The 13,955-nt window shown below is 68.3% G+C and carries 13 protein-coding genes; 5 read left to right on the top strand and 8 right to left on the bottom strand.

Going from position 1 to position 13,955, the window contains the following annotated elements; translation table 11 throughout:
- Positions 1 to 10: 10 nt before the first annotated feature.
- Genes HDA39_RS33830 through HDA39_RS33810 form a run of 5 tightly spaced genes read right to left on the bottom strand, consistent with a single transcriptional unit; the run spans position 11 to position 6,574 of the window.
- A complete protein-coding gene (locus HDA39_RS33830; RefSeq protein ID WP_184802167.1) occupies positions 11 to 2,068 on the bottom strand; it encodes an alpha-amylase family protein in 2,058 nt (685 codons plus the stop codon).
- A complete protein-coding gene (locus tag HDA39_RS33825; protein WP_184802165.1) occupies positions 2,065 to 3,531 on the bottom strand; it encodes an alpha-amylase family protein in 1,467 nt (488 codons plus the stop codon). Before HDA39_RS33825 ends, HDA39_RS33830 begins: the two co-directional genes overlap by 4 nt.
- A complete protein-coding gene (locus HDA39_RS33820; RefSeq protein WP_184802163.1) occupies positions 3,528 to 4,343 on the bottom strand; it encodes a carbohydrate ABC transporter permease in 816 nt (271 codons plus the stop codon). The genes HDA39_RS33825 and HDA39_RS33820 overlap by 4 nt, the downstream gene beginning before the upstream one ends.
- Entirely contained in the window at positions 4,340 to 5,269 is a 930-nt protein-coding gene (locus tag HDA39_RS33815) for a carbohydrate ABC transporter permease (protein WP_184802161.1), read from the bottom strand. The genes HDA39_RS33820 and HDA39_RS33815 overlap by 4 nt, the downstream gene beginning before the upstream one ends.
- A gap of 6 nt (positions 5,270 to 5,275) precedes the next feature.
- Positions 5,276 to 6,574, bottom strand: coding sequence for an extracellular solute-binding protein (locus tag HDA39_RS33810; RefSeq protein ID WP_184802159.1), 1,299 nt, complete (start codon positions 6,572 to 6,574; stop codon positions 5,276 to 5,278).
- Between the two features lie 130 nt (positions 6,575 to 6,704).
- Here HDA39_RS33810 and HDA39_RS33805 point away from each other — a divergent pair, with 130 nt between their 5' ends.
- Positions 6,705 to 7,712: a substrate-binding domain-containing protein gene (locus tag HDA39_RS33805; RefSeq protein WP_184802157.1), complete on the top strand. Its 1,008-nt coding sequence runs from the start codon at positions 6,705 to 6,707 to the stop codon at positions 7,710 to 7,712.
- On the opposite strand, the gene HDA39_RS33800 is transcribed toward HDA39_RS33805, so the two are convergent.
- Positions 7,709 to 8,569 carry a TIGR03619 family F420-dependent LLM class oxidoreductase gene (locus HDA39_RS33800; RefSeq protein WP_184802155.1) on the bottom strand — a complete coding sequence of 287 codons (861 nt, stop codon included), beginning with the start codon at positions 8,567 to 8,569 and terminating at the stop codon, positions 7,709 to 7,711. The two genes, HDA39_RS33805 and HDA39_RS33800, sit on opposite strands and share 4 nt — an antisense overlap.
- Positions 8,566 to 9,129, bottom strand: a complete 564-nt coding sequence (locus HDA39_RS33795; protein WP_184802152.1) for a TetR family transcriptional regulator C-terminal domain-containing protein — start codon at positions 9,127 to 9,129, stop codon at positions 8,566 to 8,568. Before HDA39_RS33795 ends, HDA39_RS33800 begins: the two co-directional genes overlap by 4 nt.
- 70 nt (positions 9,130 to 9,199) lie before the next feature.
- Here HDA39_RS33795 and HDA39_RS33790 point away from each other — a divergent pair, with 70 nt between their 5' ends.
- The gene (locus tag HDA39_RS33790; protein WP_184802150.1) at positions 9,200 to 10,243 is read left to right on the top strand and encodes a glycosyltransferase family 2 protein; all 1,044 of its coding nucleotides are present in this window, start codon (positions 9,200 to 9,202) and stop codon (positions 10,241 to 10,243) included.
- Positions 10,227 to 11,435: a hypothetical protein gene (locus HDA39_RS33785; RefSeq protein ID WP_184806804.1), complete on the top strand. Its 1,209-nt coding sequence runs from the start codon at positions 10,227 to 10,229 to the stop codon at positions 11,433 to 11,435. The genes HDA39_RS33790 and HDA39_RS33785 overlap by 17 nt, the downstream gene beginning before the upstream one ends.
- Here HDA39_RS33785 and HDA39_RS33780 read toward each other — a convergent pair.
- Positions 11,404 to 11,982 (bottom strand): TIGR03086 family metal-binding protein, encoded by a 579-nt coding sequence (locus HDA39_RS33780; RefSeq protein ID WP_184802148.1) that lies wholly within the window; start codon positions 11,980 to 11,982, stop codon positions 11,404 to 11,406. The genes HDA39_RS33785 and HDA39_RS33780 overlap by 32 nt on opposite strands.
- A 530-nt stretch (positions 11,983 to 12,512) precedes the next feature.
- Between HDA39_RS33780 and HDA39_RS33775 the strand changes: the two genes are divergently transcribed.
- Together HDA39_RS33775 and HDA39_RS33770 are read left to right on the top strand one after the other, a co-directional pair.
- Positions 12,513 to 13,478 (top strand): aldo/keto reductase, encoded by a 966-nt coding sequence (locus HDA39_RS33775; protein ID WP_184802146.1) that lies wholly within the window; start codon positions 12,513 to 12,515, stop codon positions 13,476 to 13,478.
- Between the two features lie 9 nt (positions 13,479 to 13,487).
- Positions 13,488 to 13,829: a YciI family protein gene (locus HDA39_RS33770; RefSeq protein ID WP_184802145.1), complete on the top strand. Its 342-nt coding sequence runs from the start codon at positions 13,488 to 13,490 to the stop codon at positions 13,827 to 13,829.
- The last annotated feature ends 126 nt before the right edge of the window (positions 13,830 to 13,955 follow it).

Genomic DNA, 13,955 nt, shown 5'->3' with positions numbered 1-13,955 from the left:
CAGCACTCCTCTACTCGACGACCAAGACTTCGTGATCCGTGATGCGTTCCACCTCGACCGTAATCCAGCCGCCCTCCTCGGTCACCGCGACCTCCCCACCACCGACCAGGAACGACGCCCGGCTCCCGCTCGCCCGGACCGACACGGTGAACGGCCCGCTCGGCGTGAACTCCTCCAACCGTCCCCGCCACGCGCCGCCCTGGTCGAGGTTGACCAGGTGCACGACGGTCCGCTCGCCCTGCCGGTAGACCTGGCAGTCCAGCACGCCCGCGCCCTCCACCGTCAACGGAAGCTCCCCGGCGAACCGCCGGACCAGATTCGCCAGCAACCGCCCGTGGTCCGGGTGGTGGTAGCGGGCATAGAGCCGATCCAGATCAGCCGCCAGGTACGCCGTCCGCTCGCCCAGCACCAGCGCCGGTACGTCGGTCGTCGGCTCCGCCATCCACGACTTCTCCGGCGGGTAGATCGGGAACGGCGGCACCAGCGTCAACGCGCCCTCGCCCCGCACGACCTCCAAAGAGCCACCGAACGGGAGCAAGTCGGTCCCGTCGAACCCGTCGGCCACCGAACGATCCTCGATCCGCAGGTAGCTGTGGCTGTCGTAGGTCTCCCAGCTCCCCGACGACCCACCGACCCGCCGCTCCCCGCTGTGCCGTACGCCGAGCAGCTCACCGAGCGCGAAGTCGTCGCGCCGGTCTCCCCACTCGTCGTAGAGACTCGACTCCCCGGTCACGATCAGCCGGCCGCCACCCTCAACGAACCTCACCAACTCAGCACACTGCTGATCCGTCAGCACCCCCAGATTGGGGACGATCAGCACCTCAAAAGAACTTCTGATTTCAGAGGTAGGCAAGTAGGGGATGCGGGCCCGTACCAAAGCATCCACCCACCCGCGGTACGGCAACTGACTCACCGTCTCCGGATCGTCCTTGCCGTGGAAGTCCACACTGCGCTGACTCCACAACAACCCCACGGTCGCCACCGGTTCCCGACCCACCAAGTACTGCTCATTCGAGGCATGCCAACCGAACAACGACTCCGCCGTGTCGTACTGCCGCCGGTCCTCATGCACCGACCCGATGTGGTGCCACCACGGCTGGATCCCACCCGCAAACCCTTCCACCGCCCACATCCGGGCCTCCGGCGCCGGCTTGCTCCCGAGCCGGAACGTCGGCGTCCCCGCGTCGTACATCGCCGTGCTCTCCGGAATCAACGTGTCCCACCCGAGCAACCCGTGCAGCCGCTTCCCGGTATCGGCATTGGCCTGGAACCCCGACTCGTCGTGCCGCCACTGCGAGTCGAGGAAGAAGATCGGCGCCCGCGAGCAGATCGCCACGTCGTCCCGCAACCGCTTGCTCTGAGCAACGACCTCACCCCCGTTCATCCCGATCCACAGACAATCCGGCCCGCCGAACCGCTGCGTCACCTCGTTGTTGAGATCCCACACCGCCAGCCGCCGGTCGTAGCTCCACCGGATCCACCGCCGGTACGCCGTGTCCTCCCAGTCCACAGCTCTCGGGAGGTCCAGCCCCACCAGCTCCTTGAACGAACCAGAGCAGTTGGCGCAGTAGCAGATGTGCTCCCGATCGAGCCCGCTCCAACTGTTGTCCGTGATCCCGTCCGGCGCCGTCCGCTCGATGATCTCCTCGAGCACGCCGGTCAGGAAGTCCCGGTAGTACGGCCCGGTCACGCACGCGACGTACAGCTCGCCCGCCCGATAAGGCTCACCCGACGCATCCACAGCGAACCAGTCCGGATGCGCGTCGTACAGCGGCTGGTGCGCCCGGTTGGAGTCCATCCGGGCCAGCACGGTCAAGCCCTCTTCCCGTGCAGCAGCCGCGATCTCGCCGTACAGGTCGCGCTCGCCGAGGAACTCCGCCCGGTGATGCAGCGGGAACCTGCTCGGGTAGTACGCGACGATGCCGCCCGCGTTGACGATGACACCCTGCACCCTGGTCCGGCGCCACTGGCCGCGCCACCAGTCCGCGTCGTACCGGGCCGGGTCCTTCTCGGTCAGGTTCGTCTGGGCCCAGCGCAGCGTGCGCCGGTACCAGGGTGCGCCGGTCATCCGGCCAGGCTCTTCAGCGCGTCACCGGAGCCGGACAGGTTGTCCAGCACCATCTCGGAGTACTTCCGGCTCAGCACGACACCTTCGGCACCCCCCGCGAAGGCAGCCAGTACGGCGTCCCGCACGCTGTCGCGCGTGCACTGGGTCAGGTCGCCCTCGTTGTCGTCCCAGTTGATCTTGGTGCCGAGATCGCGCGGCGACTCCAGCCCGCGCTGCTTGGCCACCCCGACCGGGATGTCGATGTCGATGCCCGGGTAGATCAGGCTCTGCCCGCCGACGCCGGCGACGGCCCGCTCGGTCTCGCGCCGTACGTAGTCCGCGGTGAAGCCGGCCTGCGGCAGCTTGTCGTACGAGCCCTCGTCGAGCTGCAGCAGCTTCATCATCAACGGGTAGACGTCCTCGGGATCCGCGTCGGCGAACAGCGCGCCGCAGATGCTCTTCACCCAGGTGAAGAACCGCGGCCCGGCGCAGTTGTTGTAGATCACCACCTTGATGAAGTCGGAGAACTTCGCCATCTCGGCGTAGTCCTGGTCCGCCCGGTAGAACGGGCTGAACGAGATGTTGTGGTAGACGTGCCACCCCACCTGGACGGCGGGCGACAACGCCTTCGCGACCCCGTAGATGTCGCGGTACAGCTGGCGCTGGCTCTCGGTCCACAACGTCTGCCAGGCCAGCACTTCCGGGAAGTTCAGCAGGATCCGCCAGAACGTGACGAACGCGCCGTCGGCCGGCCGCTCACCGGCGCCGACCCGCTGGTTCCACTCGACCAGCTCGCGGTAGCCGCGCATCGCCCGGTCCACGTCGATCCCGCGCTCACGCCCGAACTGGCGGCAGTGCGGGCAGAAGCAGCCGACCTCGGCCACGTCGACCGTGCCCTGCATCAGCATGTTCAGCGGACCGGGCCGCTCCGAGCACCACGCGAGGCCGTCGAGCTCGTAGCTCTGCAGGTAGTCCTCGACGAAGCTCAGGTGCCAGTTGCGGTAGTCCGGGTTGTTGAAGCACGGCCGGCGGCCGGGCCGTCCCCACGCGTCGACCTCGAGCACCTTCACGAAGTTCGGGTACGTGCGCAACTGCTTGGCGCCGCCGCTCTCCTCCATCCAGGCGAAGGACTTCATGCCGCGCTCGCGGGCCTTCGGGATCACCTCGCCGAGCAGGTCGAGGTCAGGATGCTCGGGAGCCTGCCCGGCCGAACCGAGCACGGTGTTGCCGTAGTACTGCGGGTGCGTGGTCGCGTAGTTGCCGCCGACCCACCCCAGGTCGTACTCCTGGCCACCGTGGTCCGGGATCGGGTGCCCGGGAATCTGCCGGCCCCCGGTGCCCCGGGTCCAGGTCGGCGTGGCCAGGAAGAGCGCGTTGACCGCGCCCCGGTCGGCCAGGATGTCCAGTGTCTGGTCGACGCCTTCGTCGACGAACGAAACCGCTCCGATCTGCATGGCTACGAGCCGGTCCGGCACGTCGCTCACCCCTTCATTCCTGTCATCGTGATGCCTTGGATGAAATAGCGCTGCGCGAAAAGGAAGACGGCGATCACCGGTACGACGGAGACCGTCGCACCGCACATCAGCAGACTGATCTGGGTGAAGTACTCGCCCTGGAACTGGGCCAGCGCCACCGGCAGGGTCTGCAGGTTCTCGGAGTTGATGTAGATCAACGGCCCGAACAGGTCGTTCCACGACTCGAGGAAGGTGAACACCCCGATCGCGGCCAGGGCCGGTTTGGTCTGCGGCAGCATGATCCGCCAGTAGATGCCGAAGGTGGAGGCGCCGTCGATCTTGCCGGCGTCCTCCAGCTCCTTCGGCACCGTGAGGAAGGACTGCCGCATCAGGAAGGTCGCGAAGACCGGCGTGAGCACCTTCGGCACCCACAGCGGGTACTGGGTGTCCACCCACCCGATGTGCCGGAACACGATGTACTGCGGGATCAGGTACGCGATCCCCGGGATGATCGAAGTGGCCAGCAGCACGATGAACGCGAAGTCCCGCCCGGCGAACCTCAAGCGGGCGAAGGCGTAGCCCGCCATCGACGCGACGATCAGGATGCCGACCACGTTCAGCCCGGCCAGCTTCACGCTGTTCCACAGGAAGACCGGGATCAGCTCGAAGATCTGCCGGTAGTTGTCCCACTGCGCGTCCTTGGGCAGGAACTGCGGCGGCACCGACAGCACCTGCGCCTCCGGCCGCAACGACGCGCTGATCATCCACACCAGCGGCGCCAGGAAGGCCGCCGCGAACAGCGTCATCACGACGTACTGCGAGGTCTTGGTGGCGATTCTCATGTGTAGAACACCCACCTCTTCTGCAACCGCCACTGCAGGAACGTGACGGCGGCGATCACCGCGAACAGGATCCAGGCCATCGCCGAGGCGTAACCGACCTTCCCGAAGCCGAACGCGTTCTGGTAGATGTTGAAGATGTAGACGCTGGTGGAGTGTCCCGGCCCGCCCTTGGTCATCACGTAGATCAGCCCGAAGACCTGGAACGACGTGATGAACTGGGTGATCAGCAGGAACAGGAAGTGTGGCGTGAGCAGCGGCAACGTGATGTAGCGCAACCGCGCCCACGCCCCGGCGCCGTCGATCCGGGCCGACTCGAAGTACTCCTCGGGCAGCCCCTGCAGGCCGGCCAGCAGGATGATCATCGGATAGCCGATGCCCTGCCAGACGCTCACCAGGATCACCGCCGGCATCGCCCAGCTCGAGCTCGACAGCCACTGCGGCCCGGAGATCCCGACCTGGCCGAGCATCCCGTTGATCACGCCGTTGTCGGGCTGGAAGAACCAGAACCAGACGAACCCGATCGCGACCACGTTCGTCACGTACGGCGCGAAGTACGCCGTCCGGAAGAACGCGACGCCCTTGATCGGCCGCGAGCAGAGCAGCGCCAGCACCAGCCCGACCCCGATCGTCAGCGGGATGCTGGCCAGCGTGAAGTAGATCGTGTTCTTGAACGTCTGCACGAACAACGGGTCGTTGCCGAACAGGTCCCGGAAGTTCTGCAGCCCGACGAACTTCGGCGCCGAGATGCCGTTCCAGCTGGTCAGCGACGCGCCCATCGAGACCAGGATCGGGAAGAACTGGAACACCACCACGCCGACCACGATCGGGCTGATGAACAGCCAGCCGACCAGGTTCTGCCGGCGGCGTTCCCGGCGAGCTCCCGCGACCGCGACCGGGCGGCCGCGCGTGAGGGATAACGTTGCCATTGGCAATCAGCCCTTCAGTGCGGTCTCCACTTGCGGCGTGATCTGCTGGAGCACCTCGGCGACCGGCTTCTCGCAGTTGTAGGCCTGGTCGAGCGCGGGCCGGTACAGCTCCCGGGCGCCGAGCGTGTTCTTGGTCTGGTTGGTCGCGGTCAGGTGCTTGGACGCCTCACCGAACAGCCCGATGTGCTCGGGCATCTTGCCCTTCGGCGCGAGCCCGGCCGCCGCCTTGTTGTTGATCGGCGTGAACGAACCGCCCTCGAGCAGGATCCGGCCGCCGTCCTCACTGGCCAGGTACTTCAGCAGGGCCCAGGCCTGGTCGGGGTTCTTGGCCGTCTTGGGGATGCAGAAGACGATCACACTGGACTCGGTCTTCTGCTGCAGGTCGGCCGGTGGCGGCGCGACGTCCCAGGTGAAGTCCTTGATCGTGCTGCGCAGGTAGGGCACCGTCCCGAAGGTCGCGTAGAGCATCGCCAGTTTGCCCTGCGCGAACATCTGCGTCTCGGCGTTGTCCTGCTGCAGCGACGACCACGGCGGCTGCACCTTGTCCTTGCAGGTCAGGTCGGTGGCCCACTGCAAGGCCTCGATCTCCTGGGTCCCGGACAGCGTGAACTTCGTGCCGTCGGTGGAGAAGATCCCGGTCTCGCTGCCGTGGTTGACCGTGAACGTCTGCTCGTACCCGGTGTCCAGGTAGATCAGTCCGCCGTACCGCTGGCCGGGGACGGTGAGCTTCTTGGCCCGGTCGACGAAGTCGTCCCAGTGCCAGCCCTCCGCACTCCACGTCGTCGGCGGCAGCGGTACGCCGGCCTGTTTGAACAGGTCGACGTTGTAGAAGATCAGCCGTGGCTCGTAGCCGACCACCCACGCGGTGTGCGAGCCGTCCGGCTGCTTGGGGAACTCGTACACCTCCTTGGCGAAGTGCGCGGTGTCGAGCCCGTCCTTCTCGATGTACGGGCGCAGGTCCAGCAGCGCGCCCTGCTCGGAGAAGCCGCGGACGAAGTCGTCGTTGATCCGCATGATGTCCGGCGGTGCTCCACCGGCCAGCAGCGTGCGCATCTTGGTGTCGTACTCCTGGGTGACCGCGGGCTGCACCGTGACGGTCGCGCCCGAAGCCTTCTCGTGGGCCCGGATCGCCTGTTCCAACGGCGTGCCCTTGACCTGCTGCCAGTTGAGGAAGGTGAGGCCCTTGCCGCCACCGCCCGCGTCGTTGCTGTTGCCACCGCAGCCGGCCAGCACACCGCCGGCCGCGATTCCGCCCAGCCCCGCCAGGAACCGGCGGCGGCTGAGGTTGGAGGGGATTGTCTGCACCGGAATCTCCCATCCATGAAGGATGAATACGTATACACTGAATACGTATACAGAGCGATCTGGTGTCGGTCAACGGTGAAGGACCACACTCTTCAGTAGGGTTCGGGTCCGACCACGAGGGGAGGCCACGGTGAGTCGACCACCAACCAGCAGGGATCTGGCGCGTCTGGCAGGGGTGTCCCAGGCGACGGTGTCCCGGGTGCTGACCAACAATCCGAAGGTCAATCCGGAGACCAGAGCCCGCGTGCTCCAGGTGCTCAAGGAAGCGAACTACACGCCGAACGCGCTCGCCCGCGCGATGAAGACCGGGCGTACCGACACCATCGGGGTCTTCATGACCCGCGTGACCAGCCCGTTCCACGCCGAACTGCTGGACGAGATCGGCCGCGTGCTCAGCTCGGTCGGGCTGCACATGATCCTGTGGAACATCGAGCACGACCCGGAGGAGTCGGTCAGCCGCGTGCTGCAGCAGCGGCTGGTCGACGGATTCCTGCTGACCTCCGCGACGTACGACTCGACGCTGCACACGATGGCCCTCGAGTCCGGTACGCCGACCGTCCTGCTGCACCGCGGGATCGACGGCCTGGACTGCGACCAGGTCGTCGGCGACAACTGGCAGGGCGCGTACGACGCCGGCCGGTACCTCGCCGAGGCCGGGCACACCGAGATCGGGCTGGTCCGGCTGGAGCACACCGGGAACACGTCACGCGACCGCGAGAACGGCTTCCGGGCCGCGCTCGACGAGGCCGGCGTGAAGATCAAGGCCCGCAACATCGTCACCGTCGGCGTCCCGCACGCCGACGGCCACGCGGCCGCGCAGAAGCTGCTCTCGCAGAAGAAGCCGCCGACCGCGATCTACACGATGACCGACCTGCTCGCCTTCGGCATCCTGGACGGCGCCCGCGCGCTCGGCGTCACGGTCCCCGACGACGTGTGGGTGATCGGCTACGACAACACCGACCTGGCCGCCTGGGAGTCCTTCGACCTGACCTCGGTCGCCCAGCCGATCCACGCCATCGTCGAAACCGGCGTCGACCTGCTCCGCCAACGCATCGTCGACCCCGACCGCCCGACCGAGATCGTCACGCTGCCGTGCCCGCTGGTGGTGAGAGGCTCGACGGCGAACACACCTGCCTAGCTCTGCAACGACGGCAGGACATCCTGAAGAACCTTCGCGTGGTCCTCCGGGTTCTTCAGACCCATCCCCATGGTGTTCACGCTCAGGTGAGTTGCACCGATTTCCCGCCAGGCTTGGGCGAAGGCCGGCCACTCCGCCTCCGGCACGCGGCCGAGCGTCAGGCGGGCCTCGAAGCCGATCGCCGCCGGGTCGCGGCCGGCCTCCACGGCGTACTGGCGAACGCGCTCGACGGCAGCGCGGGCCTCCTCGTCGGGATTGCTCTGCGGCATCCAGCCGTCACCGATCTCGCCCGTACGACGCAACACCGCCTCCGCGGTGCCGCCGAACCAGATCGGGATCTGACGAGCGGGCAGCGGGTTGAGACCGGCCTCCTCGACCTGGTGGTACTTGCCGTCGTACGAGATGACCGGGTCGGCCCAGAGCTTGCGCAGCAGGTCGACCTGCTCCTCGAGCTTGGCGCCGCGCTGTTTGAAGGGGACGCCGAGCGCGTCATACTCGACCTGGTTCCAGCCGATGCCGACGCCGAGCCGGAGCCGGCCGCCGCTGAGCACATCGACCTCGGCCGCTTGCTTCGCCACCAGAGCGGTCTGGCGCTGCGGCAGGATCACGACGCCCGTCACCAGCTCCAGCTCAGTGGTGACCGCCGCGAGATACCCGAACAGCACGAAAACCTCATGAAACAAGGACTTGTCGGTATAACCGCTCCAGCCCGGACGGTTCGCCGGGTCCGCGCCGAGCACGTGGTCGTAGGCCAGCGCGTGCGTGTAGCCGGCCTGCTCGACGGTCTCGGCCCAGGACCGGACCACCGCCGGGTCACTGCCGATCTCGAGCTGGGGAAAGACGGCACCGATCCTCACAGAGCGACTCCTTGCAGTAGTTGGACCATTCCTTGCACCGCTTGGTCGAACGGCTCGTCGTCGTTCGCTGCCCGGGCCAGCACGTACCCACCTTGCAGTACGGCGGCGACGGTCGCCGCCGTCGCCACCGGATCCAGAGTGGCCGGGAACTCTCCGGTTTGCTTGCCCTCGGCAAGGATCTCGGCGAGCCGTTCGCGGATCCGCCGGAAGGTGACCTCGACCGGCGCCCGGAGCGCGGGGTCGGCCATCACGTCCGGGTCGGCGGTGAGCCGGCCGATCCGGCAGCCCTTGAGCACCTCCCGGTCGCGCTGCAGGTAGCGCGCGATCCGCTCGACCGCCGTACCGGGCCCGGACAGCTGCTCCTCGGCGGCCGCGCTCAGCTCGGTCGCCGACCGCTCGATCGCCGCCTTCGCGAGTTCGGCCTTGCCGGTGAAGTGGTGGTACATGCTGCCCTGGCCGGCGTCGGCCGCGGCCTGGATCGCCTTCGGGCTGGTCCCGACGTAGCCCCGCTCCCAGAGCAGCTGCTGCGTACTCCGGATCAACCGTTCGACTGTCTCCACCTTGCTCACTGTACCCAGGGGTACAGGGGCGAATGGCTTGGCGTTCGACGGACCGATAGTCTCGGTCGCCATGAGCACCTCCGTCGCGATCGCCGTGATCACTTTCCGGCGGCCTGAGCAGCTGTTGGACCTGCTGGACAGCCTGCAGGCCCAGGAGCTGCCCGCGGACAGCGACTTCGCCGTACGGATCGTCGTGGTGGACAACGACGCGGCCGGATCGGCCGCGGAAGTGATTGTCGCGTCAACGGGCCCGTACGCCGTCGAGTCCGCGATCGAGCCGGAGCCGGGGATCCCGTTCGCGCGGGAGAAGTCGGTGCAACTGTGCTGGGACGACGACGCGCTGATCTTCGTCGACGACGACGAGGTCGCGCCGGAAGGCTGGCTGGCCACGCTGCTCGGCGCCTGGAAGAGCACCGGCGCGGACGTGGTGACCGGGCCGATCCAGGGCATCCTGCCGCCGGACGCCCCGGCCTGGAACCGGTACAGCGACGTGCACGATTCCACCGGCAAGCACAAGACCGGTGACGTGCTGAACAAGGCGTACACGAACAACACGCTGGTCGCCCAGAAGGTGTACCACCAGGTCACGCCGGCCTTCCACCCGGCGTTCCGGTTCACCGGGTCGAGCGACCTGCACTTCTTCCTGCGCGTGCACCAGGCCGGGTTCCGGATCGTCTGGTGCGAAGAAGCGCGGATCACCGAGGACGTGCCCGCGTCCCGGACGACGCTGCGCTGGCTGGTCCGGCGCGCGTTCCGCTCCGGCAGCGGCGACAGCATCTCCCGGGTGCTGATCCGGCCCGGGGTGGCCAGCACCGGCAAGGCGCTGGCCTATGCTCTGGCGCGCATCGGATCGGCCTTCGGCTACGGCCTGGCCGGTCTGGTGCTGGTACGCAAGACCTATCTGCTGAAGGCCGTTCGCCGGTTCTTCTCGGGCATCGGCAGCCTCGCGGGCATAGTTGGGATCAACCATGACGAGTACCGGGAACGGCACCACACCGACGGTGGCGACGCTGTGCCACGCGATCTGGCAGCTGGAGAGGGAGCTGGATCTGCTGAGCTGGCGGATCCAGGGCGCCCACCCGTGGCCGATCATCCGGATGCGCGTCTTCCATGAGCTGACCAAACGCGGCGGGATCCACGGCGAGCCGCACCCAGTACGCCGTACGCGCTCGGACAAGGCGCGCCTCGTCGGCAAGCACGTCGCCGGTGTGGTCGGGAAGAACCCGTTCCTCGCCTCCGGCGCGTACGACGCGCTGGTGGTGCCGCACCCGCGCAAGCCCGCGGGGATCGAGATCTACACCGACAAGCTGCGCACCGAGCTCGGCTCGTCGGCGCTGGTGCTGGACTCCGGGATCAACGGGACCCCGCTGGCCGGCAGCCGCAACCTGGACTTCTTCACCTCGGCCGCGGGCGCGGTCCGCAGCCGCTCGATCGACGCGCGGACCACGACGATCGCGAACGCGCTCGAGGCGCTGACCGGCGTCAAGGTCCCGATCGGCGCGCTGGTCGCGCGGGAGATCCCGAAGCACCTGCGGCTGCGGACGCTGTACCGCGCGCTGCTGCGGCGGCACCGGATCAAGACCGTGTACTCCGTGGTGCCGTACTTCCACCAGCACATCACCGGCGCGGCCCGCGACCTCGGCGTACCGGTGATCGAGCTGCAGCACGGCGCGATCAGCCCCTTCCATCTCGGCTACAGCTACCCCGGCAGCCCGGTGGTCGCGGACCAGCCGGACGAGCTGTGGTGCTTCGGCTCGTACTGGGAGACCGTCGCCGAACTGCCTGCCGGGATGTCGACGGCCGTGATCGGGGCGCCGTTCCTGCCGGCGGCCGATGCTTCGCTGAAGATCGACGACCAGGTGCTGTTCCTGTCCCAGGGGACGATCGGGCCGGCGCTGCTGGACTTCGCGGTCGAGTTCTCGGCGGCGCGGCCGGAGCTGGACGTGGTGTTCCGGCTGCACCCGAGCGAGCACCTGACGGACTACGCCGTACCGTCCGGGAGTCGCGTGAGACTGTCCGCGGGGTCGGCGGAGTCGACGGTCGAGCTGCAGCGGGCGGCGGCCTACCAGGTGGGTGTGTCGACGACGGCGTTGTTCGAGGGGATGGCGCTGGGTTGTCGTACTGCGGTGGCCGAGTTGCCGGGGCACGAGTACCTGCAGCCCGTTGTGGATCTTGGTGACGCGCTGCTGGCTCCGGATGCGGCGACGCTGGCCGCGCGGCTCGAGGACGCGCCGGTGTGCGCGGACAGTTCGGTGTACTACGCGGCGGACCAGCTCAGCGCCGTACTGAAGGATCCCTCCCGATGAAGCCGAGCAGGCGGTCCTGGAGCGGAGCGTCTTGCGGGACCTCGATCTCGGGGCCGAACACCTCCACGTCGGGACCGAACGCGCCGGGCGTGCGGTAGAGCGTCATCATCTCGGCCGGGACCGACGTCGTACTGCGCCAGAGCCGCTCGACGTCCTCCGGATCGATCGCCTCGTCCTGCCCGGTCGCCCGGGCCAGGTCCCAACCGTGCAGCACCAGGTCGTCGCTGACCACCTGATCGATCTGCGCCTCGGCCGTCATCCTCCCCGCGGGTGTGTCGACCTCCTGCGCCGCGAGCTCGGGGTTGTCGAGCACCTCCTCGACCGCCGCCCGAGCCTGCCGGAACGTCTGCAACGGATCGTCCCCCTCGAACGACCGCCCCACCGGCCCGAGCATGTACCCGTGCATCGCGATGACATGGTCCACCACGTCCCGCGCCGACCACTTCACACACGGCGACTGGTTGCCCCAGTCCCCCACCCGCACCGCCGCAACCTTCGCCTCGAAAGCTCCCGCCCGCCGCCGATACCGCTCCCCGATGTCTCCCATCGGGCCACCTAACCACCTCACCCCCCGAAACTGAACCGCTTGAGCAACCAGCGGTTCCACCCCGCCGAGGGTCATCGACCACCAGCCCCCGACAGATGCGCGGCACCCACAAGCCGCACCCCCACCCACCTCCCAAGTACCAGCCCCCGACAGATGCGCGCACAGACAAGCTGTACCCCCGCCCACCTCCCAAGTACCAGCGCCCGATCGGTGGCCGGCACTTGAAGCAACCCCGCCGGGCACAGCCCTCCGACAGATGCTCCGCACACACAAGCCCCACCCCCACCCACCTCCCAAGTACCAGCCCCCGACCGATGGCCGGCACTTGAAGCAACCCCGCCGGGCACAGCCCTCCGACAGATGCTCCGCACACACAAGCCCCACCCCCACCCACCTCCCAAGTACCAGCCCCCGTTCGGTGGCCGGCACTTGAAGCAACCTCGGGGGAACATTCGGCTCTCGCACCCCTCCCTCCCTCGACCCGCCTACGGGTCGGGAAGTTGTCGGTGGGAGTTCGTAGGCTCCTCGGCATGCGTTCGGTGGAGTTGGGGCGGAGTGGACTGCAGGTCAGCGAGCTGGGGTTGGGGCTTGCGTCGTTGGCGGGGATGTTCGCGGTGGTGCCTGAGGGGGAGGCGGTGGCGACCATCGACCGGGCCTGGGAACTGGGGATCCGGTTCTTCGACACAGCGCCCGTCTACGGATACGGACTCTCTGAGCAGCGCGCCGGGATGGCTCTGCGCGGCCGCCCCCGCGACCAGTACGTGCTGTGTACGAAAGTCGGGCGCCTGCTCGAGCCCGGCGGCCAGGACCTCCAGGAGATCTGGGCCGAACCACCCCCGGGCATCGGCCCGCGCCTGGACTACTCGTACGCCGCGGTGATGCGCTCGTTCGAGGAGAGCCTGCGGCGCATCGGCATCGACCGGATCGACCTCCTGCACATCCACGACCCCGAGCTCGACTTCCGCACCGCCTCGACCGAAGCACTCCGCGCGCTGGTCGAGCTCCGCGACCGCGGCACCATCCGCGCGCTCTCGCTCGGCATCAACCACGCCGACGTCGCCGCCCGCTTCCTCCGCGAGGCGACCACCACGCCCGACTGCGTCCTCATCGCCGGCCGCTACAGCCTGCTCGACCACTCCGCCGCCGACGAACTCCTCCCGCTCGCCCACCAGCTCGGCGTCTCGATCATCGGCGCCGGCGTCTTCCAAGGCGGTCCGCTCGCGGCCGCGCGCCCGTCGGTCGGCTACCCACCGCTCCCACCCGAGGCCGCCGCCCGCCTCGACCAGCTCCGCACGATCAGCGACCAGTACGCCGTACACCTGCCGGCCGCCGCCCTCCAGTTCCCGCTCACCCACCCCGCGATCCCGACGGTCGTCGTCGGCGCCCGCACGCCGCAGGAGATCACCGAGGTCGCCGCGTACCTCGGCCACAGCATCCCCCCGGCGTACTGGCGCGCCCTGGAACAAGCGGGCCTGATCCCGCTACGGTCGGCCTGAGGAGGTGCCATGCGATTCGCGCTGATGCACAAGACCAACCCCGCGCTGGAGGCCGGCCAGGCTCCCGACCCGGACATCCTGATCCGCGCCGACGCGGTCCTCGAGGAGATGCGCCAGGCCGGCGTCCTGCTCACCGCCGAGGGCCTCCTCCCCAGCAAGCACGGCGCCCGCATCACCTTCCCCGACGGCCCACCCCGCGTCCTCGACGGCCCCTTCACCGAAACGAAGGAACTAGTCGCCGGCCTCTCGATCATCCGCGTCGCCTCCCGCGACGAGGCGATCCAATGGGCACTCCGCTTCGCCGAAGTCGACCCCGGCACCGAAATCGACATCCTCCAACTCGCCGACTGACAGCCCGTACGCCGGCCGCCCGTACGCCGGGTGCCCGCCCATGCGGCCAACTCCAGCAAGAAAGCCGGCACGACGGCGCCAGGCCGGCACCCGGCCACCGCGGCCGGCACCAGCAAAAAGCAGCCG

This window comes from Kribbella italica (assembly GCF_014205135.1).
GTDB lineage: Bacteria > Actinomycetota > Actinomycetes > Propionibacteriales > Kribbellaceae > Kribbella > Kribbella italica.
Note: the sequence above shows the minus strand (reverse complement) of the source record. Positions and strands in the feature narration are given on the sequence as shown.

Coding starts and splice junctions, on each gene's coding strand:
- HDA39_RS33830 (WP_184802167.1), bottom strand. CDS start 2,068: ATGACCGGCGCACCCTGGTACCGGCGCACGCTGCGCTGGGCCCAGACG.
- HDA39_RS33820 (WP_184802163.1), bottom strand. CDS start 4,343: ATGAGAATCGCCACCAAGACCTCGCAGTACGTCGTGATGACGCTGTTC.
- HDA39_RS33815 (WP_184802161.1), bottom strand. CDS start 5,269: ATGGCAACGTTATCCCTCACGCGCGGCCGCCCGGTCGCGGTCGCGGGA.
- HDA39_RS33790 (WP_184802150.1), top strand. CDS start 9,200: ATGAGCACCTCCGTCGCGATCGCCGTGATCACTTTCCGGCGGCCTGAG.
- HDA39_RS33785 (WP_184806804.1), top strand. CDS start 10,227: ATGCGCGTCTTCCATGAGCTGACCAAACGCGGCGGGATCCACGGCGAG.
- HDA39_RS33780 (WP_184802148.1), bottom strand. CDS start 11,982: ATGGGAGACATCGGGGAGCGGTATCGGCGGCGGGCGGGAGCTTTCGAG.
- HDA39_RS33775 (WP_184802146.1), top strand. CDS start 12,513: ATGCGTTCGGTGGAGTTGGGGCGGAGTGGACTGCAGGTCAGCGAGCTG.
- HDA39_RS33770 (WP_184802145.1), top strand. CDS start 13,488: ATGCGATTCGCGCTGATGCACAAGACCAACCCCGCGCTGGAGGCCGGC.